Origin of the sequence: Pacificispira sp., assembly GCF_965228185.1 — a bacterium.
Taxonomy (GTDB): Bacteria; Pseudomonadota; Alphaproteobacteria; order UBA8366; family Aestuariispiraceae; genus Pacificispira.
Genome location: NZ_CBDDHE010000008.1, coordinates 674989 through 697861 on the forward strand (window position 1 = coordinate 674989; position 22873 = coordinate 697861).

The following is a 22873-nucleotide window of genomic DNA, read 5'->3' on the forward strand; positions in this document are numbered from 1 at the left end:
TGAACAAGGGTAACAGTCATGCGTTTTTCGGGGATCGCCGATCGGGTCGGCGGGATGGGAGAAAAGGCCTGGGAAATCCATCGCCGGGCCGTCACGCGCCACGCGGCGGGCCAGCCGATCATCGTGCTGTCGGTCGGCGAGGACCGGACCGCGACGACCCACCCGGCGCTGGTCCAGGTGGCAAAGGACGCGCTGGACCAAGGCCTGCATCATTACTCCGCACTGACCGGATCCCCGGCGGTAAAGGAAGGGATTGCCCGGCGGCACAAGGCCCTGACCGGCCAGACGGTCGCGCCAGAGGCCTGCTGTCTGTTTTCCGGTGCGCAGAACGCCTTGTTCGCTACGCTGATGTGCCTGACCGATACCGGCGACGAAGTGATCGTGCCGGAACCCTATTACGCGACCTATCCCGGCGTGACCCAGGCCAGCGGCGCGAAGATGGTCGCGGTCAAGACCGATCCGGAATCCGACTTCGTCCTCGACCCGGCCCGGCTGGAAGCGGCGGTGACGGACAAGACCCGCGTCATCCTGCTCAACAGCCCGAACAACCCGACCGGCGCCGTCTATCCGCGCTCGGTGATGGAGGCGGTCGCGGATCTGTGTAAGCGCCACGATCTCTGGCTGATCTCGGACGAGGTCTATGTCGACTTCCTGTATGACGGGGAGCATGTCGCGCCCTGCACCCTGCCCGGCATGGCCGAGCGCACGGTGACCATCGGGTCGCTGTCGAAATCCCACCGGATGAGCGGCTGGCGCATCGGCTGGACCGTGTCGACACCGGAATTTTCCGAACTGTTGAGCGATTTCGCCTGCTGCATGCTGTATGGAAGCGCGCCCTTCATTCAGGAGGCCGCGGCCGCCGCGCTGGCCGAAACCCCGCTGCCCGGCGTGGAGGAGGACCGGCTGGCCATGCTGGCCGATTATCACCGCAAGCGCGATATCGTCATGGGGGCGCTGGGCAATACGCCCGGCCTGGTCCTGCGCCGCCCGTCGGCGGGCATGTTCGCCATGGTCGACGTGCGCCCGACAGGCCTGGGCGATTTCGATTTCGCCGCCCGGCTGCTGGATGAGGAAGAGGTCGGCGTCATGACCGGCGGTGCCTTCGGCCCCAGCGCCAAGGGCCATATCCGCCTGGGCCTCGTCGCCGAAGCCGAAATGCTGCGTGAGGCCTGCACCCGGATCGACCGTTTCGCGCGGAAGATCGTCGCGGGGGGCTGACATCGGCCTGAATAGCGTTCCTGCGATAGCAGGAACCTTCTTCGCCAAACAAAGGCGCTGGGTTTGCGGAGGCTCCTGCTTTCGCAGGAGCATCGGGAAGGCTTAACCGCCGCTCTGCGTCTCCAGACCGCGCGCCAGGGGGACGACGGCCTCGCCGGACAGGGCCTGTTCCATGAATACGCGCCACATCTGCGCCGGGTAGAGCCCGCCATAGACACCGTCCGTCGGCAGGCCGTTGTCATTGCCCATCCAGATCACGGCGGTCAGCTGCGGCGTATAGCCGGCAAACCAGGCGTCGCGGTAATCCTGCGTCGTGCCGGTCTTTCCGGCGGCGGGGCGGCCGGGCAAGGCGGCGGCCTTGCTGGTGCCCCAGGCGACGGACGCGCCCAGCACGTCATTCGTCATGGCGACGACCTGCGGCGACAGGATGCGCGGGCCCAGCCCGCCCTCGCGCTCGTAAATCACCGACCCGTCCGCGGCGTCCCGTACGCGCCGGACGATGTAAGGCGTCGCGGCATGTCCGCCGGCGGCCACAGTCGTGTAAGCCCCCGCCATTTCCATCGGGCTGACCTCATAGACGCCCAGCGCCAGGGCCGGATCGGGGTTCAGGTTTGCGGTAATGCCCAGGCGGCGCGCCATATCGACCACCCGGCTGCGCCCGACCGTTTCCATCGCCGCGACCGCGACCGTGTTGATCGAGCGAGCCACCCCTTCGCGCAAGGTCACGACGCCCCGATACCCCGCCCCGGCATTGCGCGGCGACCAGCCCTCGATCGGCGCGATCCTATCGTCGATCGGCGTATCCGGCGTCAGACCGCCCTCGAATGCGGCCAGATAGACGAAGAGTTTGAAAGAGGAGCCAGGTTGCCGCTTGCCGTGAACCGCGCGGTTGAACGCGCTGCCGCGCCGGTCGGCGCCGCCCAGCAGGGCCGCGACGGCGCCGTCGGGCCGCATGGCGACCAGCGCCAGTTCCGACGCTCCTTTTGCCCTGGCTTCCGGCCCGATCTGTGCGGCGGCGGCTTCGGCAGCGCGCTGAACATCGGATTCCAGGGTGGTTTCGACCAGGATATCCCGGTCCACCCCGCCCAGAATGTCCGCCGCCCGGTCGACCGCCCATTCCGCCAGCCAGCGGGTCTGGGCCCCGGCCGTGTCGATGGGCATGGTCGCGACGCTGTTCCGCTTGGCGGCCTGGGCCTGGTCCGCCGTGATGAAGCCGGCGCGCACCATGTCATCCAACACCTCACGCGCACGCTCCGCCGATTTCTGCGGCGACCGGAACGGGTTCAGCGCCGACGGCGCCTTGGGCAATCCCGCCAGAACCGCCGCCTGCCACAGCGAAACCTGCGCCGCGGGCACGCCGAAATAGCGCCTGGCCGCCGCATCGACGCCATAGGCCCCGGCACCGAGATAGATCCGGTTCAGATAGATTTCGAGAATCCGGTCCTTGCCGTAACGCGCCTCCAGCCAGAAGGCCAGCAACGCCTCCTGCACCTTGCGACGGATCGTCCGGTCGCGGGACAGGAACAGATTCTTCGCCAATTGCTGGGTCAGCGTGCTGCCGCCCTGACGCACGCCGCCGGCCGCGATATTGGTGTAAAGCGCCCGGGCGATGCCGATCGGGTCGACACCGGGATGGTAATAGAAGCGCCGGTCCTCGGTGGCCAGAAGCGCATGGGGTACATGCGGCGGCAGGTCGGTCAGCTTCACGGGGTGGCCGTAAAGATCGCCGACCTTCAGCAGTTCCGTCCCGTCCGCCGCCAGGATCGTCACGCCCGGCCGCCGAACGTCGCGTGCCAGCACGTCTTCCGGGTCGGGCATGTCCCAGGCAAACCAGCCGATCACGGCCGACGTCAGGACCAGCCCCCAGATCAGGACGGAGACCGCGCCGCGCAGAAGCCGCGGCCAGAACCGGCGCGGGGGTCGGCCGGAACGGCCACGGGCCGGCCGGGCCGACGGCGATTTCCGCCCGGCGGTTTTCTTGGCGGCAGCCTTTTTTGCCGCGGATTTTCGCGCACCGCCGCGTTTCAGGGGCGGCGGTTCCTGTCTCGGTTTACGTGCCATGCGCCCGATATAGCGTATCTGACCCAAGAAATCGCCACATATTGTATGGGAATCGGTGTAAATCTACGAGTCTGAGAATCGGGCCAACACAGTGCTGTGAATTGGTGTTGTTCCAAAAAGACACCTAGCTTATTGTGTTAACGCTTGAATTTAGAATTCCTCTGACGATATATGTCGCGGAGATTTGGACTAGGAGACCGTCGAATGGCACATCGCCATGACAGCGAACCGAATACCGGCACGGCGCAGCGCCCCTTTGCGGACGCGCTCGCGCGGCTGAAGGAGGTCGGTCTTCGCCCGACACGCCAGCGCCTGGCGCTGGCCAAACTGCTGTTCGACGGCGGGGATCAGCATATCACCGCCGAACAGCTGCACGGCATGGCGCGCAATGCGTCGGTCAAGGTATCGCTGGCCACGGTTTACAACACGTTGCATCAGTTCCGGGATTCCGGGCTGCTGCGTGAGGTTGTCATTGGCCAGGGCCGGTCCTATTTCGATACCAACATCCACGACCACCACCATTTCTTTGTGGAGCCGATGGGTCAGTTGGTCGACATCCCGGTCGATTCGGTCGAAGTCGGTCAATTGCCGACACCGCCGGACGGGACGGTCCTGGATCGTGTCGACGTGATCATCCGCGTCACGCGGAGCGCCTGAACGCGCGATCCGGCTTAGGCCGCGTCTTCAATCCAATAAACAGTACATTAGAACGATTATAAACTGTTGACTCCTGCCGACTCTGGGGTAGCATGCGACCGTTCCAATTTCGTGTCGTTGGTACCGGCGCGGATGCGGACGATCGGTGAGACCATATCTCTGCCGGCGTCGCGGCCTTCGCCGCGGCTTCGGCCTTAAACCGGACAGGAGAGTGACCATGTCCCTCAAGGGCAGCAAGACCGAAGAAAATCTGAAAGAAGCGTTCTCCGGCGAAAGCCAGGCGAACCGCCGTTACCTGTATTTCGCCCAGAAGGCCGACATCGAAGGCTACAACGACGTCGCCGCCGTGTTCCGCTCGACCGCGGAAGGCGAAACCGGCCACGCCCATGGCCACCTGGAATATCTGGAAGAAGTCGGCGATCCGGCGACCGGTGAGCCGATCGGGGAAACCTCCGACAACCTGAAAGCCGCCATCGCCGGCGAAACGCACGAATACACCGACATGTATCCGGGCATGGCGCGCACCGCGCGCGAAGAAGGCTTCGACGAGATCGCCCAGTGGTTTGAAACCCTGGCGAAGGCCGAGAAGTCGCATGCCGGTCGTTTCCAGAAAGCCCTGGATTCGATGGAATAAGGCTTCGGCCGGGATATCTGGCCGCGGGCGGCGCGCCGACAATCGCCGCCGCCCGCCGCCATTCCCGCCTGCCTCGCGCCGGTCGCGCGGGCTTATCAAAGATGACAGGTCAGGAGACGGGTTATGCGTGAAGGCAGCCTGGACGCACCGGTACGGCATCCGATCGACTGGAACGATCCGGATTTCTATGACGAGACGAAGCTGGACGAGGAACTGCGGCGGGTGTTCGACATCTGCCATGGCTGCCGCCGCTGCTTCAATCTGTGCGACAGTTTCCCGCGCCTGTTCGATCTGATCGACGGTTCCGAAACCGAAGAGCTCGATTCCGTCGATTCCAAGGATTTCAAGCCGGTCGTGGACGCCTGCACCCTGTGCGACATGTGCTTCATGGTGAAGTGCCCCTATGTCCCGCCGCATGAATTCAACCTGGACTTCCCGCATCTGATGCTGCGCTACCGGGCGGTCGAGAACCGCAAGGGCCTGCGCGGCGGCATGGAAGGGCAACTGACCAAGACCGACCGCAACGGCAAGCTGGGCAGCGCCGTTGCCGGGATCGCCAACTGGGCGACGAAGGAAACGAACGGCCTGACCCGCGGCGTGATGCAGTCCATCGCCGGCGTCCATAAGGAGGCGGCCCTGCCGCCCTTCGCCGGCAAGACCTTGCTGGATATGGCCGGCGACCTGCCCAAGGCCGATCCGACCGGCCCGGCCGCCGGACAGAAGGCGGTGATCTACGCCACCTGCTACGGCAACTACAACACGCCGGAGATCGGTGAGGCAGCCGTGAAGGTCCTGGCCAAGAGCGGCGTCGAATGCGAGATCGTCTATCCCGAATGCTGCGGCATGCCGCAGATGGAACAGGGCGATATCGGCACCGTCGCGGGCAAGGCGAAGAACGTCGCCAAGACCCTGAAACCCTATATCGACAAAGGCTACGACGTGATCGCCCTGGTCCCGTCCTGCGCCTTGATGCTGAAATTCGAATGGCCGCTGATCGCGCCGGACGATCCGGATGTGAAGGCCCTGGCCGAGGCATCGCACGACATCTCGGAATATGTCGTCGCCCTGTCCAAGAAGACCGGGCTGGCCGAAGGCATGCAGCCGCTGGACGGTCCGATCGCGATCCATATCTCCTGCCACGCCCGGGCCCAGAATATGGGTCAGAAAGGCGCGGAACTGGCGCGGCTGATCCCCGACACACGGATCGCGGCGGTCGAGCGCTGCTCCGGCCACGGCGGGTCCTGGGGCGTCATGAAAGACAATTTCGACGTCGGCTTAAAGGTCGGCAAACCGGTCTTCAAGCAGATGCAGGCCAAGGGAAAGGCCAAGTTCATTGCGTCCGAATGCCCGCTGGCCGGTCTGCATATCCAGCAGGGGATCGAGCGCAACCCGGAGGATCCCGGCGAGGGCGCGGAGCGGGTCGAGCCCGAACTGGCCGCCCATCCGATCGTATTGCTGGCCAAGTCCTACGGGCTGATGTAGTTGCGACCCATTCGCAATGGAGTTTAGGAAAGGGCTTTGTGGGGGACCGGCGGAACGCCGCCGGGTGGAAGCCTCTAACGGAGAACCGAAGAGATGGAACATATGACCAAACGTGAAATCACCCAGGCCGATATCCTGCCGCTGGCGGATTATGTCAAAGTCCGCAAACAGCGCCATGCCGCGCTGATCGCCCAGAAGAAGCACCGCCGGATCGAAATCGGACCGGTCGCAACCTGCTATTTCGAAAACTACGACACGATGCTGCACCAGGTGCAGGAGATGCTGTATATCGAAAAGGGCGGCGACGAGCAGATCGCCGATGAACTCAGCGCCTACAACCCGATGATCCCGAACGGCAGCGAGCTGACCGCGACCGTCATGTTCGAGATCGACGATCCGATCCGCCGTAAGAATTTCCTGAGCCGCCTGGGCGGGGTTGAGGAGACGATGTTCATCCGCTTCGGCGGCCAGGAAGTCGTGGGCGTCCCGGAAGCCGATGTCGACCGTACCAATGCCGACGGCAAGGCATCCTCGGTCCAGTTCATTCATTTCCCGTTTACCGGCGAGCAGATTGCGGCGTTCAAATCCGCCGATCAGGTCCTCGTCGGTTTCTCCCATGAGCAATACGGCCATATGGCCGTCCTCACCGAGGCGTCGCGCGACGCATTGGCGGCCGATTTCGATTGACCCCCCAAGGTAACGGGATCCGCCGCCCCGGCCCCCTGCCCCAAGCAGGGGGCCGGTTGCTTTTCAGCCCTTCGCCTGCGCCATGGCGCCAAGGTCCCGGGCCGCGGCCGCGGCGGCGTCGATATAGGCTGTATCGTGATGGACCAACATTGCGGAGAAGGCCCCATCGATAAGAAGAAGCATACGACGGGCCAGGGCATCAGCCTCCGCCACACCCGCCGCTGAGAACTCATCGGCCAGCCAGGATTCGATGGCTTGTTTGTGGCGCGACGCCGCGCGCACCGCCGGATGACCGGGCATGTTGGCCAACTCGCCCGCCGTCCGCAGAAAGCCACAGCCGCGCCAGTCCGGGTGGTGCGTCGCCCGCTTTAGCCCGTCGAACAACCCCGCCAAACGATCCTCCAAGCTACGGTCCGACGAGCCGAACCAACGCCGGAAGGCGGCAAGATTCGGCTCATCCCGAGAAACGAGATAGGCCTCGATCAGATCGTCCTTGCTGCGAAAATGGTAGTAGAGCGAGCGTTTTGTGATTCCGGCGCGCGCCGCAATCGCATCCACGCCGGTCGCCCGAACGCCGTCGCGGTAGAACAACGCATTGGCCGCCTCCAGAATCTTGTCCTTGGTCTGATTTGCCGATTTCGTCATGTATACCGACCGGTGAGTGTACTTAGATTGTCCCGTTTTCTAGCCTGGCCCCGTTCGAAACGCAATTCAGGAGCCAGACCATGTCCAATACCGTCATCGAATCGCGCCAAGACGCGATCGCGATACTGCGGCTTAACCGTCCGGAGAAGCTGAACGCCCTCAACTACGAGTTGGTGGACGCACTGTTGAGCGCGCTGGACCGGATTGAAGCGGACCCCGCCCTGAGGGCAATCATTCTGACCGGCGCCGGAGATCGCGCCTTTTCGGCCGGTGCGGATATCCCCGAATTTGCCGGCAGCATTTCGCATGGCGTGGATACGGCGCTAAGGCTTTTCGTGCGGCGCGGTCAGGCTCTGACATCCCGTATCGAGACCTTCCCGAAGCCGATCATCGTCGCGGTAAACGGCCTTGCCTATGGCGGCGGCTGCGAGATCACGGAGGCGGCTGGGCTGTCCATTGCCAGCGATCGCGCCCGTTTTGCCAAGCCGGAAGTCGCCATCGGCATTCCGCCGACCTTCGGCGGCACGCAGCGCCTGCCCAGACTGGCCGGCCGCAAGCGCGCGCTGGAGCTGCTTCTGACCGGGATGGATTTCGGACCGGAGCGGGCGCTGGAACTCGGTCTGGTGAACCAGGTCGTGCCACATGACGACCTGATGGCGGCCAGCCTGGATCTTGCCCGCCGGATCCTGGAACACGCGCCAGAGCCGGTTTCCGCCATTCTGCGCGCCGTCGCCCATGGTCTGAACGTACCCATCGCCGAAGGTCTGCGGATTGAAGGAGAGCAGTTCGCCCGGGTGGCGGAAACACCGAATACTTGGGAGGCGCTGTCGGCATGGATGGATCGGCGTCCGCCGAGCTACCGCAGCCCTATCTGAGAAAGGATCGGCCGGGGCGAAGGGGGCCGCCCGCCCCGGCCGAAATGCGGAACGGCTTACTGCTGCAGTTCCGCGGGGGATTTCGTCGCGATGTCGACCCATTTGCCATCGGCCTGGTCGATATAGCCCGGGACGTCCGCCAGCCATTTTTCCTGAATTTCAGCCGACAGGTTCAGATACAGCTTGTCGTCGACGATGCGCCACTGGGTCGGATCGCCGTCGAATTTGAAGCCCATCGCCGTACCGAAGGCGCAGTAACCGCCGTATTGCGGGACATAGGCCGCCGGATCGGCCTCGAACTTTTCCTTATGCGCCTCATTGGCGAAACGGTAGGTCGCGCCCTGATACTGGGACGTGATTTGCCAGTTGCCCTGAACCGGCTTTCCTTCAGTAAAATAGGCAACCGGATCGTAGCCTTGCAGGGCCAGACCGGTCTGCGAGGTGTTCAGTTCTACGCCGGCGGCCATGGCGGAGGCCGCGACGAATAGCGAGACGACGGCGCCCGCCAGAAGGGATGCGATGGATTTCATGTCTGATTCTCCCGAATTGTAGCTGCCGCAACACAGTTCGGCGGCGGCTGGTTTCCGGTGCGGCATCCGGATCGAATGCTGCGCCTGCTGCAGACATACGGTTAGGAACCAGTTGGTACAAAACAACAGAGTGTGATCGCCGCGTGATGCGGGGACCGGAATCGCGGTAAGGATGGGCCATGGCGCGACCCAGAGAGTTCGACACCGACACGGCGATGCAGGGCGCGATGCGCGTTTTCTGGATGAAGGGCTATGCGGCGACCAACCTGCCGGACCTGCTGTCCGCGATGGGCATCACCCGGGGCAGTTTCTACAAGGCCTTCGACGACAAGGAATCGGTCTATCTCGCCGCGCTGGATTACTACGACGACAAGATCGTCTCGACCGTCGTCGAGCGACTAAGCGCCGGAACGGATGACAGCGCTTCGGCCTGCCTCGCACCCTTGTTCGCCTGCACCGGCGATGCCGCGGACAAGGGCTGCTTCATCTGCAACGCCATGGTCGAACTCGCGCCATTCAACGCGACAGTCGCCGAACGCACGGGCCGAATGGCGGAACGGGTGCGCGCGGCGATCGAGGGCGTTCTGTGCCGGTTCGACATTGGCAGAAACGACACGCACCGCCGGGAGCTCTCGACCCTGGTCCTGCATCTCTATTTCGGATTCCACGCGATGGGCCGGGCATCCCGTGTTCCCGGGGATTGGCAGGCACGATTGAGCCACCTGTTCGGGGAAGCGGCGCCCGCCTGACCGGCACTATTGCAGCGTTTCGCCCGGCTCGATACCCCAGACATCGCTGCGTTTCAGCCAGCCGTCATATCCCAGCACGGTGACCAGGCACCAGACGGGCTCGCAATATTCGACGCGGGCGACCAACCCCTCGGCCAGACGGGCGACGGCGGGCGAGGCCTCGTCGGACAGGCGGCGCAGGGTCGTTTCCGGCGCGGTGACGATGACCGTCCGGCGGGAGCTTAGCAGCGCGAAATGGACCCAGCCTTCGTCGCCTTCCCAATCGCGGATTTTCCGCCATTTGTCGAATTCGGCGATGACCTGGACCGGCATGTCGAGGCGGCGATAGACCCAGCGGATCGGATAATCGACACCCGGGCCGGTGCGGACATTCGCCTCCGCCGCCTTGATCGACACCATGCGCGGAATGGGTTGGCCCGACCTCTGGCCCGCGCCCTGTCCGGCCCCTTGTCCCACCTCTTGGCCGCCGCTCTGCGCCTGGGCCGGCGCACCGGCGGACAACAGGGCGACACCCAGTCCGACGGAGAACAGCAATGTGAGCGCGATCCGGCGCATCGATTCCTCGGGACAGACCTATCGGGCGGCAACGGTTTCCTATAACGCGATTCTTCTATAAAGAAAGCGCTGCACCCGGATTCAGGGACGCGCCGGACTGTGGAAATCCGTCGCACGCGGCCCTAGAACGAAGAGACCGGGACCATCGGGGGTTGGACACGCCATGACCTACAGGAAGCCGAAAGTCGTCGTCACGCGCAAGCTGCCGGACATCATCGAAACCCGGATGATGGAACTGTTCGATTGCGAGCTGAACCTGGCCGACGAGGCCTTCACCCGCGATCAGATGCTGGACGCGGTGAAACGCGCCGAAATCCTGGTCCCGACCGTGACGGACAAGATCGACCGCGAGGTGATCGACGCCGCCGGGGACAAGCTGAAGATGATCGCCAGTTTCGGCACCGGGGTCGACCATATCGACTTCGCCGCCGCCAAGAAGCGCGGGATAATCGTGACCAACACGCCGGACGTCCTGACCGAGGACACGGCGGATATGACCATGGCGCTGATCCTGGCGGTGCCGCGTCGTCTGGTGGAAGGCGAGCAATTGGTGCGCGAAGGATCCTGGACCGGCTGGAGCCCGACCGGGATGCTGGGCCATCGGATCTGGGGCAAGCGGCTGGGCATCATCGGTATGGGCCGGATCGGCACCGCCGTCGCCCGCCGCGCCAAGGGATTCGGCCTGTCGGTGCATTACCACAACCGGAACCGCGTGCCGGAAAGCCTGGAAGAGGCACTGGAGGCGACCTATTGGTCGTCCCTGGACCAGATGATCGCCCATATGGACATCCTGTCGATCAACTGTCCGCACACGCCGGCAACCTATCACCTGCTGAACGCCCGCCGCCTGGACCTGATGAAGTCCCATGCTTATGTCGTCAACACCTCGCGCGGCGAAGTCATCGACGAGGCGGCACTGGTCAAGGCCCTGTCTCAGGGTCAGATCGCCGGGGCCGGTCTGGATGTCTATGAGAACGAGCCGGCGGTGAACCCGAAACTGATCAAGCTCAGCAATGTCGTCCTGCTGCCGCATATGGGGTCTGCGACGATCGAGGGCCGCATCGCCATGGGCGAACGGGTCATCATCAACGTCAAAACCTGGGTCGACGGCCACAACCCGCCCGACCGGGTCATCGACACGATGTTCTGATCCGGCCGAGCCGGACCGCCTCGGACTAGGCAGCTGATCGTGACGAACCGGCGGGTACCGCGAAAGCCAGTTCGATATAGCGGCGCAGATGATCCACGCTTTCCGCGGCGATCTCCACGGCGGAATCGGCGCCGCCTTCGGCCTTGGCCAGGATGAACGCACCCTGCAGCACCGCCTGGGTGTGCAGCGCCAATGACCGCGCAGACCAGTCCGGCGTCAGCCCCCGCTGATCCATCGCGGCCTGGATATCGGCTTCCAGCTTCGCCGCATGGCTGGTGATGCTGCGCTGGCAGGCCTCGCGGATCGACGGTGCGGTCTCATAGGTCTCCTGCACCATCGTTCCGACCAGACAGGTGAATTCCGGCACGCGCCCCTGCAGCAGTGCCTTGCGGAAATCGACATAGGCCAGGATGCGGTCCAGCGGGTCGTCCAGATCGTGATAAGGGGCATCGACGAACAGGGCCCCCGTCACCTCGGACCAGTAATCGGCCGCCGCAACACCCAGTTCGTCCTTGTTCTTGAAATGGTGAAAGAACGCACCCTTGGTCACGCCCGCGGCCGAGCAAAGCTCGTCGACCGAGGTCGCCGAATAGCCTTTCGTGCGGATCACCGTCAGCGCGGCGTCCAGCAGCTTTTCCTTACTGGTTTTCTTTCCCGGCAGCATGGGCATGTCTCATCTCCTTACCAATTAAATACCGACTGGTTGGTATGTATTCAAGTAGCCGTGTTGCCATGCGACAAAAATGTCGGATTCCCGTCCCGGACGCGACCGCGATCTACGGCCGGACCCGCACCGGGACACAAACGCGTGGCGGCGGTCGATTTCGCTTGCCGTGACCCGCCCGCCGGTACACCTAAAACGGTATGAGCACCCCGGTCCCACCACCCCCGCCATTGGGCGGCCCGCATCCTTCCGTAGATCAGTCCGGCGCCCGTTGGTTCTTCGGGCGGTTTATGCGGCATTCGGCGGAACTGGGACGGTTGGCGGTACCGGTCGTGGCCAGCCGCGCGGGCATCCTGACCCTGGCGCTGGCCGACACTGTCATGCTGGGTCCGCTGGGCGCGGAAGAGGTCGGGCATTACGGCCTGGGCACGTCCGCCTTCGTCTTCCTTCTGGTCTGCGGTATCGGCCTGATGTTCGGGACGATGGTGGAGACCAGTCACCTGCGCGGTGAGGGCAGGCTGGTGGATACCGGTGCCGTGTGGCGTCGCGCCCTTCCCTATGCCGCGATCCTGGCCGGGGCCGGATTCGTCCTGACCCTGTTCGCCGAATATTACTTCCTGGCGACCGGCCAGTCGCCGGACCTGTCGCGGGAGGCCGCCACCGTCACGCGGATTCAAGGCATCGGCCTGATCCCGATGCTGCTGTATATCTGCACGAACATGTATCTGGAGGCGATGGGCCGGCCGATGCCGGGCATGATCGCCGTCTGGGGCGCCAATATTCTGAACATCCCCCTGAACCTGTGGCTGATCGACGGCGGCCTGGGCGTGGATGGGGCTGACGGCGCGGCGCTGGCGACGACGCTCTGCCGGGTCGGCATGATGGTCTATGTGGTCGGTTATGTCTGGTATCTGGGCGGCCGGCAGGAATGGGGCATCCGCACCCGGCCGGTGCCCGGCTGGGTCGTCGGGGGCCGGACGGCACGGCGCCACGGTTACGCCGCCGGGCCGGCCTATGCGGCGGAAAGCGGCGCCTATCACGTCATGCATATCTTCGCGGGCTGGATGGCAGCCAGCGAATTGGCCTCGTTCAGCGTCAACATGAACCTGTTGGCGATGATCTTCATGATCTCGCTGGGCATTGCCAGCGCAACGGCGGTGCGCGTCGGCGTCGCCCATGGCCGCAGGGATTGGCCCGACCGGGCGCTGGCAGGCTGGACTGGGGTTTTCTGGGTCATGCTTATGCTGACCCCGTTTGCGCTGGTGCTCTATCTGATGCCGATGGAAACCATGTCCGTCGTCTACCGTATCACCGACCCGGTATTGCTGGCGGTCATGGCCCCGGCGACGATGCTGGTCGGCGCGGCGATGATCATGGACGGGGCGCAGTTCACGTTGGGAAATTCCCTGCGCGCGACCGGTGACGCCTGGGTCCCGACCTTGCTGAATTTCCTGGGCTTCGTCGTCTTCATGATCCCGGCCGCTTATTGGCTGGGCATCGTCCTCGACCGGGGCGCGGCGGGCCTCTACGAAGGCATATTGCTGGCCAGCGGCGTGGTCATGACCATCCTCGCCCTGCGCTGGACCTGGATCTGCGTCCGCAAGATCGCGGGTTAGCCCAGAATCTCGTCCAAAGCGGCAGTCAGTCGGTCGACCTCGGCTTCGGTCGTGTAATGAACCATGGAGACGCGCAGCACACCGACTTCCGGGTCCAGCCCCAGCGCCTGAATGCAGCGGTAGCCATAGAAATGACCGGCGCCGACGCATAGGCCCTTGTCGCCCAGCGCCTCGGCCAAGGCTTCCGGCACATGGTCCGGAACGACCAGGCTGAAGGTTGCGGCACGACGGTGACAATCGGCCTCACGGCGGCCGATCAGGCGGATTTCCGGGCGGGTGTCCAGCCAGTCCAGGAACCGCTTCATCACCGCCTCTTCCTGTTTCTGGAACAGGCGGTAGACGGCGGTGGCGCGGGCGCGGGGATCGTTGGCGGGCGCATCGAACTGATGGTCGTAGACCGCGTCGAAGTAGTCCAGGATGCCGCCGATCGACCCGGCGGATTCATAGTTGGTGCCGCCCGGGTTGAGCATCGCCGCGCCATTGCCTTCATGGAAGAAGTGGTTCTGGTTCGCGACGGCGTCGATCCGGTCCTTCTTGCCGTACAGCATGGCGAGATGCGGGCCGAACAGCTTGTAGAAACTGAACAGATAGAAATCGACGTCTAGGTCCTTCAGGTCCGACAGGGTATGGGCCACGGCGGCGACCCCGTCGACCACGGTCATGGCCCCGGCGGCATGGGCCTTCGCGGTAATCGCCTTCACGTCGTTGACCGAGCCGACGACGTTGGAGACATGCGGGAAGGCGACCAGTTTTACCTTGCCGTCGGCCAACAGTGCGTCCAGACGGGCCGGATCGAGGTCGCCGGTCGCCGGGTCGAGCTGCCATTCCCGGACCTCGATCCCGGTATCGGCCAGCCGCCGCCAGCAGCCGCCATTGGCCTCGTGATCCTGATTGGTGACGACGATCGCGTCGCCTTCCGCGAAACCGGGGCGCAGGGCCTGGGCCAGCACGTAATTGTTCAGGGTCGTCGACGGGCCGATCACCAGTTCGGCCGGCGAAATGTTGAACAGGGCGGCGATGCCCTTCTGCGCCTTTTCGATCCGTGCCTTGCCCCGCTTGGCGGCGGCGAAGGGCCATTCCGGCTGGGTCTGGCTGTCGGTCATGAAGGCGGTCATGGCATCGATGACCTGGCGCGGCACATAGGAGCCGCCCGCATTTTCGAAATAGGCATCCGGCGCGCCGTCCGCGCTCGACATCAACGGGAACTGCGCGCGGCAGAATTCGACATCCAGTTTATCGCTCACAAATTCACTCCGCCGCACTGTTCTGGGTAAAGGTGGCCTCATAGGCCGCTTTCTGGCGCTTCAGCGCGCCCATCGTATTGCGCATCAGGATCGCGACCGTCACCGGCCCGACACCGCCCGGCACGGGGGTGATCCAGCCCGCGACTTCGGACACGCCATCATAATCGACGTCGCCGCAGATGCCCTCGCTACCGTCTTCCTTGGTGATCGCATTGATGCCGATATCGATCACGGCCGCGCCCGGCTTGATCATATCGGCGGTCACCAGTTTGGGCTTTCCGACCGCGACAAAGACCGCATCGGCCCGGCGCGAATGGACGGAAAGGGCACGGGTCATATGGTGGCAGACCGTAACCGTCGCACCTTCCGCCATCAGAAGGAAGGCGATCGGCTTGCCGACGATCTCGGAATGGCCGACGACGACCACTTCCAGCCCCTGCATCGGCAGATTGGTGCTTTTCAGCAACTCGACCGACGCGGCGGCGGTACAGGGCGCGAGATCCAGCTCGTTATAAACGATATTCCCGATGGAAGTCGGGTTCATCCCCTCGACATCCTTGAACGGATGCACGGCGGTCTGCAGCGCCTTGATGGAGATCTGGGGCGGGACCGGGCGCTGAATGATGATGCCGGTGACCCGGGGATCGACATTCATGGTGGAGATGGCAACTTCCATCTCCTCCTGGGTCACATCGCCAGGGAAGGCCCGTTCCTCGAAGGCGATGCCGACCCGTTCGGCCACGCGACGCTGGTTGCGGACATAGACGTCCACGGCCTCGACATCGCCGACCGTGATCGACACCAGTTTCGGCGGCCACCCGGCGTCGGTCAGGCTGTCGACCTCGACCCGCACTTTCTCCAGGATCGCGTCGGCGACCGGCTTGCCGCGCAGATCTCTATCACCCATGGAATCCACCCCTACCGGCCGGTTTCGCGATCCGGCCGCATTTCTTTCGAAAGCCCAGCAGTGTCGATATCGCGCCGGGCCTTTCGCGTCCATGCGCGATTCCGACGCGGAGCGGAAAAACAGCTATGCCGTCGTTCGGTCCCGGCAAGCGGACAAGCGAAAACCGCGCCCGGGTCGGGGCGCGGTTCGGAACACGCGAAGCACCGCCGCAGAGACGCGGCGGGCGCAACCTCAGGCCTGTTTCGCCTTGAAGCGCGGGTTCTTCTTGTTGATGACGTAGACCCGGCCGCGACGGCGGATGATACGGCAATCCTTTTCACGCTTCTTCAGCGTCTTCAGCGAGCTTGCGATGCGCATGGCGCTTCTCCGTTATTTCGGTTCCACAGGGCACGATTTCAGCCGCCCCTGGCGAAAGACCGGCGGAACATATGGATCGGCCCCCTGCTTGTCAAACGGGTTTTGACCGTTACCCTCTGCCCCGCCGCACAATCTCCGCGACGAAGGAAATCCATGCCTGACGATATTCGGAAAACGCCCGCGCCCTGCGGGTCCTGGGCGTCCCCGCTGAGCGCGGATGCGATCACCGGTGCCACGGTCGGTCTGGGCCTGCCCTGGATCGACGGGGACGCGGTTTACTGGACGGAGTTGCGCCCGTGGAACAAGGGCCGGACGACCCTGGTGCGTTGGACCGAACAGGACGGCGCCGCCGACCTGTCCGCCAAAGACCATAATGTGCGCAGCCGTGTCCACGAATATGGCGGCCGCGCCTATGTCGCCGCCGGCGGGACCGCCTGGTATCTGAACGCGGCGGACCGAATGATCTATGCCGCGACGGGGCAGGATGCCCCGCGGGCGATCGCGGGCGACGGACGGCTGGAATTCGCCGATTTCATCGTCGACGCACCGCGCAAACGCCTGATCGCCGTCGCCGAGCGAGCCCGGAACGGACAGGAATCGGAAAACCTGCTGGTTGCCGTGGCTTTCGACGGCAAGGTCACGTCCCTGGCGGAAGGGGCCGATTTCTACGCGGCCCCGAAGCTGTCGCCGAACGGGTCGAAACTGGCCTGGATCGAATGGTATCACCCGAACATGCCGTGGGACGGTACGGTTTGCCGCGAGGCACGTCTGGACGGCGACGGCCGGGTGCTCGGCGTTCCGCGCAACGTCGCAGGCTCCGACGAAATCAGCGTCTTCCAGCCGGAATACGGGCCGGACGGCACGCTGTATTACGTGTCGGACCAAAGCGGCTATTGGAACCTGTACCGCGATGGGGATCCGCCCGCGCATTATCGCGCCGCCGCCGAATTCGGCCTGCCTCATTGGCAGTTCGGTATGCGGACCTACGCGATCCTGGATGCCCGCACCACCGTCGTGACCTTCGCACTGGACGGGGATTGGCGTCTGGCCCTGTTCGATCTGGAAAGCGGCAAGGCGACGCCGATCGACCTGCCCTGGTCGCGCTTCGACGGCCTGACCGCCGCCGGTCGCCGCATCGTTTTTTCCGCCGCGCGCCCGGACGGGCCTGGCGGGATCGTCGAACTGACCTTCGGCGCGGCGGAGCCGGAACGGGTTCTGCGGCTCAGCAGCAACGATCCGCCCCCGGCGGGCAGTGTGTCCATTCCCGAAGCCATCGCCTTCCCGACCGAAGGTGGGCTGACGGCGCATGCCTATTTCTACGCCCCTGCCAATCCCGACTTTCGGGTGCCAGACGGCGAGAAGCCTCCGCTGATCGTCATGGGCCATGGCGGCCCGACCGGCCAGGCCGACAACGGCTACGCCGCGAAAATCCAGTTCTGGACGACGCGCGGCTTTGCGGTCGCCGATGTCAATTACGGCGGCAGTACCGGCTATGGCCGTGCCTATCGCGATCGCCTGAAGGGCAATTGGGGCGTGGTCGATGTCGACGATTGCTGCAACGCCGCGCGGTTCCTGGCCAAGCGGGGCGATGTCGATCCGGAGCGCCTGATCATCGTCGGCGGCAGCGCCGGCGGCTACACGACCTTGAGCGCGCTGGCATTCCGGTCGGTGTTCAAGGCCGGGCGGTCGTCCTATGGCATCGGCGACCTGGAGACCCTGGCCCAGGATACGCATAAATTCGAAAGCCGCTATCTGGACAGCCTGATCGGCCCCTGGCCCGAGGCGAAGGCGGTTTATCACGCGCGCTCCGCCCTGAAACATCCGGAAGGGATCGATTGCCCGGTCCTGTTCCTGCAGGGATCCGAAGACAAGGTGGTCCCGCCGAACCAGGCCGAAGCGATGGTCGAAACCTTGCGTGGAAACGGTGTGCCGGTGGCCTATCTGTTGTTCGAGGGTGAGGGTCACGGTTTCCGCACGGCCGACGCGATCAAGGCGGCCCTGCATGCGGAACTGTCCTTTTACGGGCAGATCTTCGGCTTCACCCCGGCCGGCGACCTGCCGGTCCTGACAATCGACAATCTGGAGAAGGCGTAAGGCATTATGGCGGATACCGTCGGCGCGGCCCTGATCATCATCGGCAACGAGATCCTGTCCGGGCGGACCCATGACAAGAACATCCCGCATATCGCGGAACGCCTGAACAGCGTCGGCGTCCGGCTGATGGAGGTACGGGTGATCCCGGATATTCCCGAGACCATCATCCGCACGGTGACGGAAATCAGCGCCGCCTTCGACTATGTCTTCACCACCGGCGGGATCGGACCGACCCATGACGATATTACCGCCGATTGCGTGGCCCAGGCCTTCGGTGTCGACCTGCCGATCAACGACGAGGCCCTGCGCCGGCTGGAACGGCATTACGCCAATTCCGATCTGGACCTGAACGAGGCGCGGCTGCGCATGGCGCGCATTCCCGTCGGCGCGACACTGATCGACAATCCGGTCTCGGCCGCACCGGGCTTCCGGATCGGCAATGTCCATGTCATGGCGGGCGTGCCTAAGATCATGCAGGCCATGCTGGATGGAATCCTGCCGACCTTGAAGGGCGGGCGGCCGATGCTGTCCGTCACGATCCGCAGCAACCTGCCCGAAGGCATGGTCGCGGCCGGATTGGGTGATCTGGCCAGGACTTATCCGGACATCGATTTCGGCTCCTACCCGGCCTGGACCAAGACCGCCTTCCAGTTATCGGTCGTCGCGCGCGGTCAGGATGCGGAACGTCTGGAACAGGCGGCACTGGACGTTGAAGCCTTGATCCGGTCGCTGGGCGGGACGCCGGAACGCCTGTCAGCCCCCCTGCCGGGAGAAACAGCCGCGCCCTGACGTCGCAGGGATTGTGTCGATTCAGTTACGAATTTTTAACATCCGCGTGCCATATTGGACTTGCGATCAAAGGTGACCTTAGTGTGTAGGTGAAAGAGACCGGCACATGGCCAGTCAGAAAGAAGCGGTTCAGTCGATTACCTCGGCAAACCTAGCGGTACGGGAAAGTCTGGATCTCTATCCGGACCTAGCCTGGGCGCATTCCTATTGGGACACCAAACGCGGCGATCGCATCGCCCCGCGCCGCCGCGATATCGACCCGTTGGAAATGCCGGACATCCTGCCGCGCATCCTGTTGGCCGACGTGATCGACGGCCCGGACGGGATCGATTTCCAGTACCGGCTCAGCGGAACCGGAATCTGCAACGTCCACGGCAAGGAATTGACGGCGCTGCGGCCGCGCGACCTGACGCCGGCAGCCTATGGCGAGCTGATCCACGCGCATTACCTGGACGCTTGCCGCCAGCGGGCGCCCCGGGCCGACGTGATCATTCTGCAGACCGACCAGCGCTCCCGCTCCTACGCCCGTCTGTTGCTGCCGCTTTCGGACGATGGCGAGACGATCAACAAGCTGATGGCGGTGGACAGCGAAACCCAGAACGATCTGCAGGAATTCCTGCGTGTCGTGGAAGGTTTGCGATCCGACCAGGTCCATCCGCGCATGCGCCTGGTACGCGGCAGCTGACTCGTCCGCCGCCGGTCCCGCCCATCACCCGATCAAATTGAACAGCAGCAGATACGCCAGGCCCACGGCAACCCCGCAGGCGATCAGCGACATGCGGCCCCGGCTGGGCAAGCCGCGCCGGAAGGCGAGCCAGAGCAGCACCGCCCCGCCCGCGATCAGGCCGAAATAGAGCATGTCGCGTTCCATCGCCCCTCCTGTGCCAATATTGGCATAAGGTATTGGACAATAGTCCCATATCGACCCCGCACCGTCACGAAGTCGCCGCAATTTCATGCGACAGAGGCGGTGTGGGCCCGTTTCCCGGCCCCTCCCCCGATATCCTGGCACCGGCTGGCGACTGAATGAGACCGAAACGACGCAAGATCAAACTGGACCGCGGCGATACGCTGGGCGGGACCGTTCCTTTGCTGCTGCGCGACAGCGTCACGGCGAACGGGACAGAGGGCCGATTTCTGCACAAGGATCGCGGCGACGGGCTGAGTCTGAAAGCATTGGCCATCGGTCTTGGCGTCATCCTCGTCCTGACGATCGCCGCCTGGGTGGCCCTGCCCGACCTGATGGAGAATCTGGGGGTCCCGACCCTCACGGAGGTCGTGGAACGGATAGAACTGTTCTTCAGCGTCCCGGAAGCGTGACAGCGCGCCGGATTATCTTCCGGCCGCCTCCCATCTTGCGCCGCAGCGCCGCCGCGGGGTAGTTTCCCCCGGCACCATCGCGCATGCGGGCGTGGCGGAATTGGTAGACGCAAGGGACTTAAAATCCCTCGATCCTGGATCGTGCCGGTTCGAGCCCGGCCGCCCGCACCAAAGCCGGGGCTGACTGTCCCGATGGAGGCGCCGTGACCCATCCCGACCTCCCTGAACCTGAAGACGGCCCGCCGCCGGCCGAAGACCTCGGACCCTGTCCGATCTGCGGGCGGCCGATGCCGAAAGGCACGGCGGTGGACCGGCATCATTGGGTGCCGCGCAAGCATAAGGGCCGGGAATGGAGCTGGCTGCACCGGATCTGCCACAAGAAGCTGCACAGTCTTTACGACGAACAGACGCTGGCGGCGCATCTCAATTCCCCCGAGGTATTGCTGCGGCAGGAAGAAATCCGGCGCTTCGTGAAATGGGTGCGCAAACAGCCGCCCGAAAAGACCGGCCGGCACCGCCCACCCAGAAACCGGCCGGGCTGAACCGGCCAGGCTGAACCGGTAGGGACAAATCGGCCAGGTTGCATCGGGACGGCCGACGGCGCGCGGCTTTTCGTCGGTCCTGGTCATTCCCGATCTGGCGTCCCCCGGTAATTGCAGTATCATCGACCCTTGCGCGATCTGGTTACCCTCACAAGAGGACTTGCGACAAATGCATCCGAGAGTTTTTGCGGCAGTTGCGCTTGCCGTATTGATGGCGATTGCCGGGGGGCCATCCTGGGCGCAGACGACTCTGCCGTCGCCGACCGGCCCGGTGGTCCTTTCGATCACCGGCCAGATCGGTCGAACCAACATGCCGGGCGGGGCGGAGTTCGACATGGCGATGCTGGAGGACCTGCCGCAAACCGACATGCGGACCTTCACCGATTGGACGGAAGGACACCAAATTTTCACCGGACCGTCGCTGACCGACCTGTTGTTGGCGGTCGCGGCCGAGGGCTCGCGGATCAAGGCGTCGGCGCTGAACGGCTATGCCATCGAAATCCCGGTCTCGGACGCCGCGAAATTCGGACCCATTGTGGCGATCCGCCAGAACGGCGCCCCAATGAGCGTGCGCGACAAGGGGCCGCTCTGGATCATCTATCCGAATGAAGATCAGGATGCCCTGACGCCGAATCCGAACAACGACAAATCCGTCTGGCAGCTTCGAACGATGGAGCTGCAGTAAGCCATGCGGCGCGGGGTGGGGGGCCGGCTTTTCGGCGCATTTGAAGACTGGCGATTGCGAATCGGCGTCTCCGTCGGTGTGGGGATCATGTTGCTGATCCTGATCGCGATCCAGCAATACAGCACCGAGACGGAACGGAAGGCCTATGCCTATCTGACCCGGACCAATCATTGGATCGCCAGCGAGATGCAGCGCGAGATGCTGGGATTCCTGGTCGATCTGGATGGGTATGTGATGGGCCACGGCGTGTCCCACGGCCATGTTCTCATGAAATACGATCTGTTATGGAGCCGGTTCCCGATCTTCCTCACCGGCCCGGAAGCGTCTACCGCGCGCAGCGTGCCGGGCGCGTTCGAGACGGTTCAGGCGCTGTTCGAAGCCGTGCGCCGGATAGAACCAGACGTTCAGACTCTGCAGCCGGGCGACCTGGCCGCGAGAAACCGGATCGCCGACGCCCTGATCCCGTTCCGTCCGGCCCTGCACGACATTACGCGCACGATTGCCATCGGCGACAAACGATCGGAGCTGCTGAACGAGTTGCTGGAAATCGATACCTTCCACCTCTATTCGACCGTCGCGATCTTTCTGATGGGCGGATCGGTCGTGCTGCTGTTGCTGTTCGAGGTCCGGCGCAGCGAACGCCGCGCGGATGGCGAACGCCGTGCCCGCGCCGCGGCGGAAGCGGCAAGCGAGGCCAAATCCCGCTTTTTGAGCAACATGAGCCATGAGCTGCGCACGCCGCTGAACGCGATCATCGGCTTCTCCGAGATCACCAGCGAAGAGCTTTACGGACCGGTCGGGTCGCCCAAATACAAGGATTGCGCCCAGAGCATCACCGCCAGCGGCCGGCATCTTCTGTCGATCATCGAAGACATATTGGACATCGCACGGATCGAGGCCAATGCCCTGGCGATCAACCGCGAGCGCTTCGAGGCCGCACGGATGGTTGAAGAATGCCTTTTGATGTTCACGGAAGAGGCGCGGCGGAAGCGCATTCACATCCGCACCAGCCTGCCCGACGCACGGACCGACATCACCTCCGATCGGCGGCTGCTGAAACAGACCTGTATCAACCTGGTATCGAACAGCCTGAAGTTCACGCCGCCGGGTGGGGATATCCTGGTGGGCATCCGCGTCGACGGCGACAGCGCGATCCTGTCCGTCGCGGATACCGGGCCCGGCATCCCCGAGGACGAAATCGACGAGGTCGTCCGACCCTTCTTTCGGTCGGACAAGAACGGCCAACAGAATCTGGGAGGAACCGGTCTGGGCCTGTCCTTGGTGAAATCCTTCGCGGAACTTCAGGGCGGCAAGGTCAAGATCGAGAGTGCGCCGGACCGGGGAACGAAGGTTCAGGTATTCCTGCCCCAGGCCATGCCCCGGATCGCTGCGGAACAGGCGGCGGGTTAGCC

General features: G+C 64.1%; 25 protein-coding genes and 1 tRNA gene. 17 read left to right on the plus strand and 9 right to left on the minus strand.

Going from position 1 to position 22873, the window contains the following annotated elements; translation table 11 throughout:
* Positions 1-18: 18 nt before the first annotated feature.
* Complete coding sequence (locus ACO06O_RS17960) at positions 19-1218, plus strand: pyridoxal phosphate-dependent aminotransferase (protein WP_421882918.1); 1200 nt, start codon at positions 19-21, stop codon at positions 1216-1218.
* 102 nt (positions 1219-1320) lie between these two features.
* Here ACO06O_RS17960 and ACO06O_RS17965 read toward each other — a convergent pair whose 3' ends face one another.
* Positions 1321-3279, minus strand: coding sequence for a transglycosylase domain-containing protein (locus ACO06O_RS17965; RefSeq protein ID WP_421882921.1), 1959 nt, complete (start codon positions 3277-3279; stop codon positions 1321-1323).
* Positions 3280-3483: 204 nt separating this feature from the next.
* Between ACO06O_RS17965 and irrA the strand changes: the two genes are divergently transcribed.
* The 4 genes from irrA to ACO06O_RS17985 all read left to right on the plus strand — a co-directional run bounded on the left by irrA (position 3484) and on the right by ACO06O_RS17985 (position 6739).
* Complete coding sequence (gene irrA, locus ACO06O_RS17970; protein ID WP_420418945.1) at positions 3484-3936, plus strand: iron response transcriptional regulator IrrA; 453 nt, start codon at positions 3484-3486, stop codon at positions 3934-3936.
* Between the two features lie 217 nt (positions 3937-4153).
* Positions 4154-4570, plus strand: a complete 417-nt coding sequence (locus tag ACO06O_RS17975; protein ID WP_420418946.1) for a rubrerythrin family protein — start codon at positions 4154-4156, stop codon at positions 4568-4570.
* Between the two features lie 123 nt (positions 4571-4693).
* The gene (locus tag ACO06O_RS17980) at positions 4694-6052 is read left to right on the plus strand and encodes a (Fe-S)-binding protein (protein ID WP_421882924.1); all 1359 of its coding nucleotides are present in this window, start codon (positions 4694-4696) and stop codon (positions 6050-6052) included.
* Positions 6053-6154: 102 nt separating this feature from the next.
* Positions 6155-6739 carry a DUF3501 family protein gene (locus ACO06O_RS17985; RefSeq protein WP_421882928.1) on the plus strand — a complete coding sequence of 195 codons (585 nt, stop codon included), beginning with the start codon at positions 6155-6157 and terminating at the stop codon, positions 6737-6739.
* 63 nt (positions 6740-6802) lie between these two features.
* On the opposite strand, the gene ACO06O_RS17990 is transcribed toward ACO06O_RS17985, so the two are convergent.
* Positions 6803-7384 (minus strand): TetR/AcrR family transcriptional regulator, encoded by a 582-nt coding sequence (locus ACO06O_RS17990; protein WP_421882931.1) that lies wholly within the window; start codon positions 7382-7384, stop codon positions 6803-6805.
* A gap of 80 nt (positions 7385-7464) precedes the next feature.
* Between ACO06O_RS17990 and ACO06O_RS17995 the strand changes: the two genes are divergently transcribed.
* Positions 7465-8259 (plus strand): crotonase/enoyl-CoA hydratase family protein, encoded by a 795-nt coding sequence (locus ACO06O_RS17995; RefSeq protein ID WP_421882934.1) that lies wholly within the window; start codon positions 7465-7467, stop codon positions 8257-8259.
* A 56-nt stretch (positions 8260-8315) separates the two neighbouring features.
* Here the strand turns inward: ACO06O_RS17995 and ACO06O_RS18000 are convergent, their stop codons facing one another.
* Positions 8316-8789: a YHS domain-containing (seleno)protein gene (locus ACO06O_RS18000; RefSeq protein WP_421882937.1), complete on the minus strand. Its 474-nt coding sequence runs from the start codon at positions 8787-8789 to the stop codon at positions 8316-8318.
* A 179-nt stretch (positions 8790-8968) separates the two neighbouring features.
* Here ACO06O_RS18000 and ACO06O_RS18005 point away from each other — a divergent pair, with 179 nt between their 5' ends.
* Positions 8969-9538 carry a TetR/AcrR family transcriptional regulator gene (locus tag ACO06O_RS18005; RefSeq protein WP_421882940.1) on the plus strand — a complete coding sequence of 190 codons (570 nt, stop codon included), beginning with the start codon at positions 8969-8971 and terminating at the stop codon, positions 9536-9538.
* 6 nt (positions 9539-9544) lie between these two features.
* On the opposite strand, the gene ACO06O_RS18010 is transcribed toward ACO06O_RS18005, so the two are convergent.
* Complete coding sequence (locus ACO06O_RS18010; protein WP_421882943.1) at positions 9545-10093, minus strand: SH3 domain-containing protein; 549 nt, start codon at positions 10091-10093, stop codon at positions 9545-9547.
* A 163-nt stretch (positions 10094-10256) separates the two neighbouring features.
* Between ACO06O_RS18010 and ACO06O_RS18015 the strand changes: the two genes are divergently transcribed.
* Positions 10257-11243, plus strand: coding sequence for a 2-hydroxyacid dehydrogenase (locus ACO06O_RS18015; protein WP_421882946.1), 987 nt, complete (start codon positions 10257-10259; stop codon positions 11241-11243).
* Positions 11244-11268: 25 nt separating this feature from the next.
* Here the strand turns inward: ACO06O_RS18015 and ACO06O_RS18020 are convergent, their stop codons facing one another.
* Complete coding sequence (locus ACO06O_RS18020) at positions 11269-11913, minus strand: TetR/AcrR family transcriptional regulator (protein ID WP_421882949.1); 645 nt, start codon at positions 11911-11913, stop codon at positions 11269-11271.
* A 284-nt stretch (positions 11914-12197) separates the two neighbouring features.
* On the opposite strand from ACO06O_RS18020, the gene ACO06O_RS18025 reads away from it, so the two are divergent.
* Positions 12198-13523: an MATE family efflux transporter gene (locus ACO06O_RS18025; RefSeq protein ID WP_421882952.1), complete on the plus strand. Its 1326-nt coding sequence runs from the start codon at positions 12198-12200 to the stop codon at positions 13521-13523.
* Here ACO06O_RS18025 and ACO06O_RS18030 read toward each other — a convergent pair.
* The 3 genes from ACO06O_RS18030 to ykgO all read right to left on the minus strand — a co-directional run bounded on the left by ACO06O_RS18030 (position 13520) and on the right by ykgO (position 16031).
* Complete coding sequence (locus ACO06O_RS18030; RefSeq protein ID WP_421882955.1) at positions 13520-14767, minus strand: aminotransferase class V-fold PLP-dependent enzyme; 1248 nt, start codon at positions 14765-14767, stop codon at positions 13520-13522. The genes ACO06O_RS18025 and ACO06O_RS18030 overlap by 4 nt on opposite strands.
* Before the next feature lie 4 nt (positions 14768-14771).
* Positions 14772-15674 (minus strand): bifunctional 5,10-methylenetetrahydrofolate dehydrogenase/5,10-methenyltetrahydrofolate cyclohydrolase, encoded by a 903-nt coding sequence (locus ACO06O_RS18035; protein WP_420418958.1) that lies wholly within the window; start codon positions 15672-15674, stop codon positions 14772-14774.
* Between the two features lie 231 nt (positions 15675-15905).
* Positions 15906-16031 (minus strand): type B 50S ribosomal protein L36, encoded by a 126-nt coding sequence (gene ykgO, locus ACO06O_RS18040; protein ID WP_420418959.1) that lies wholly within the window; start codon positions 16029-16031, stop codon positions 15906-15908.
* A gap of 153 nt (positions 16032-16184) precedes the next feature.
* Here ykgO and ACO06O_RS18045 point away from each other — a divergent pair, with 153 nt between their 5' ends.
* The 3 genes from ACO06O_RS18045 to ACO06O_RS18055 all read left to right on the plus strand — a co-directional run bounded on the left by ACO06O_RS18045 (position 16185) and on the right by ACO06O_RS18055 (position 19599).
* Positions 16185-18125 carry a prolyl oligopeptidase family serine peptidase gene (locus ACO06O_RS18045; protein WP_421882961.1) on the plus strand — a complete coding sequence of 647 codons (1941 nt, stop codon included), beginning with the start codon at positions 16185-16187 and terminating at the stop codon, positions 18123-18125.
* Positions 18126-18131: 6 nt separating this feature from the next.
* Positions 18132-18914 carry a competence/damage-inducible protein A gene (locus ACO06O_RS18050; RefSeq protein WP_421882965.1) on the plus strand — a complete coding sequence of 261 codons (783 nt, stop codon included), beginning with the start codon at positions 18132-18134 and terminating at the stop codon, positions 18912-18914.
* A gap of 106 nt (positions 18915-19020) precedes the next feature.
* Positions 19021-19599: a PAS domain-containing protein gene (locus tag ACO06O_RS18055; RefSeq protein WP_421882968.1), complete on the plus strand. Its 579-nt coding sequence runs from the start codon at positions 19021-19023 to the stop codon at positions 19597-19599.
* A gap of 24 nt (positions 19600-19623) precedes the next feature.
* Here ACO06O_RS18055 and ACO06O_RS18060 read toward each other — a convergent pair whose 3' ends face one another.
* Entirely contained in the window at positions 19624-19785 is a 162-nt protein-coding gene (locus ACO06O_RS18060; protein WP_421882971.1) for a hypothetical protein, read from the minus strand.
* Positions 19786-19940: 155 nt separating this feature from the next.
* On the opposite strand from ACO06O_RS18060, the gene ACO06O_RS18065 reads away from it, so the two are divergent.
* The 5 genes from ACO06O_RS18065 to ACO06O_RS18085 all read left to right on the plus strand — a co-directional run bounded on the left by ACO06O_RS18065 (position 19941) and on the right by ACO06O_RS18085 (position 22871).
* The gene (locus ACO06O_RS18065; protein WP_421882974.1) at positions 19941-20234 is read left to right on the plus strand and encodes a hypothetical protein; all 294 of its coding nucleotides are present in this window, start codon (positions 19941-19943) and stop codon (positions 20232-20234) included.
* An 85-nt stretch (positions 20235-20319) separates the two neighbouring features.
* Positions 20320-20405, plus strand: a tRNA-Leu gene (locus tag ACO06O_RS18070).
* Between the two features lie 32 nt (positions 20406-20437).
* On the plus strand, positions 20438-20776 hold the full coding sequence (locus ACO06O_RS18075) for an HNH endonuclease (RefSeq protein ID WP_421882977.1): 339 nt from the start codon (positions 20438-20440) through the stop codon (positions 20774-20776).
* 169 nt (positions 20777-20945) lie between these two features.
* Complete coding sequence (locus tag ACO06O_RS18080; protein WP_421882980.1) at positions 20946-21461, plus strand: hypothetical protein; 516 nt, start codon at positions 20946-20948, stop codon at positions 21459-21461.
* A 3-nt stretch (positions 21462-21464) separates the two neighbouring features.
* Complete coding sequence (locus tag ACO06O_RS18085) at positions 21465-22871, plus strand: sensor histidine kinase (protein WP_421882983.1); 1407 nt, start codon at positions 21465-21467, stop codon at positions 22869-22871.
* Positions 22872-22873: the final 2 nt, after the last annotated feature.

Bases quoted from the DNA above. Each gene is read 5' to 3' on its own strand.
- ACO06O_RS18010 (WP_421882943.1), bottom strand. From the start codon at position 10,093: ATGCGCCGGATCGCGCTCACATTGCTGTTCTCCGTCGGACTGGGTGTC.
- ACO06O_RS17975 (WP_420418946.1), top strand. From the start codon at position 4,154: ATGTCCCTCAAGGGCAGCAAGACCGAAGAAAATCTGAAAGAAGCGTTC.
- ACO06O_RS18060 (WP_421882971.1), bottom strand. From the start codon at position 19,785: ATGGAACGCGACATGCTCTATTTCGGCCTGATCGCGGGCGGGGCGGTG.
- ACO06O_RS17965 (WP_421882921.1), bottom strand. From the start codon at position 3,279: ATGGCACGTAAACCGAGACAGGAACCGCCGCCCCTGAAACGCGGCGGT.
- ACO06O_RS18025 (WP_421882952.1), top strand. From the start codon at position 12,198: ATGCGGCATTCGGCGGAACTGGGACGGTTGGCGGTACCGGTCGTGGCC.
- ACO06O_RS17985 (WP_421882928.1), top strand. From the start codon at position 6,155: ATGACCAAACGTGAAATCACCCAGGCCGATATCCTGCCGCTGGCGGAT.
- ACO06O_RS18080 (WP_421882980.1), top strand. From the start codon at position 20,946: ATGCATCCGAGAGTTTTTGCGGCAGTTGCGCTTGCCGTATTGATGGCG.
- irrA (WP_420418945.1), top strand. From the start codon at position 3,484: ATGGCACATCGCCATGACAGCGAACCGAATACCGGCACGGCGCAGCGC.
- ACO06O_RS18050 (WP_421882965.1), top strand. From the start codon at position 18,132: ATGGCGGATACCGTCGGCGCGGCCCTGATCATCATCGGCAACGAGATC.
- ACO06O_RS18000 (WP_421882937.1), bottom strand. From the start codon at position 8,789: ATGAAATCCATCGCATCCCTTCTGGCGGGCGCCGTCGTCTCGCTATTC.
- ykgO (WP_420418959.1), bottom strand. From the start codon at position 16,031: ATGCGCATCGCAAGCTCGCTGAAGACGCTGAAGAAGCGTGAAAAGGAT.
- ACO06O_RS18035 (WP_420418958.1), bottom strand. From the start codon at position 15,674: ATGGGTGATAGAGATCTGCGCGGCAAGCCGGTCGCCGACGCGATCCTG.
- ACO06O_RS18065 (WP_421882974.1), top strand. From the start codon at position 19,941: ATGAGACCGAAACGACGCAAGATCAAACTGGACCGCGGCGATACGCTG.
- ACO06O_RS18005 (WP_421882940.1), top strand. From the start codon at position 8,969: ATGGCGCGACCCAGAGAGTTCGACACCGACACGGCGATGCAGGGCGCG.
- ACO06O_RS18020 (WP_421882949.1), bottom strand. From the start codon at position 11,913: ATGCCCATGCTGCCGGGAAAGAAAACCAGTAAGGAAAAGCTGCTGGAC.
- ACO06O_RS17995 (WP_421882934.1), top strand. From the start codon at position 7,465: ATGTCCAATACCGTCATCGAATCGCGCCAAGACGCGATCGCGATACTG.
- ACO06O_RS17990 (WP_421882931.1), bottom strand. From the start codon at position 7,384: ATGACGAAATCGGCAAATCAGACCAAGGACAAGATTCTGGAGGCGGCC.
- ACO06O_RS17960 (WP_421882918.1), top strand. From the start codon at position 19: ATGCGTTTTTCGGGGATCGCCGATCGGGTCGGCGGGATGGGAGAAAAG.
- ACO06O_RS18045 (WP_421882961.1), top strand. From the start codon at position 16,185: ATGCCTGACGATATTCGGAAAACGCCCGCGCCCTGCGGGTCCTGGGCG.
- ACO06O_RS18085 (WP_421882983.1), top strand. From the start codon at position 21,465: ATGCGGCGCGGGGTGGGGGGCCGGCTTTTCGGCGCATTTGAAGACTGG.
- ACO06O_RS17980 (WP_421882924.1), top strand. From the start codon at position 4,694: ATGCGTGAAGGCAGCCTGGACGCACCGGTACGGCATCCGATCGACTGG.
- ACO06O_RS18055 (WP_421882968.1), top strand. From the start codon at position 19,021: ATGGCCAGTCAGAAAGAAGCGGTTCAGTCGATTACCTCGGCAAACCTA.
- ACO06O_RS18015 (WP_421882946.1), top strand. From the start codon at position 10,257: ATGACCTACAGGAAGCCGAAAGTCGTCGTCACGCGCAAGCTGCCGGAC.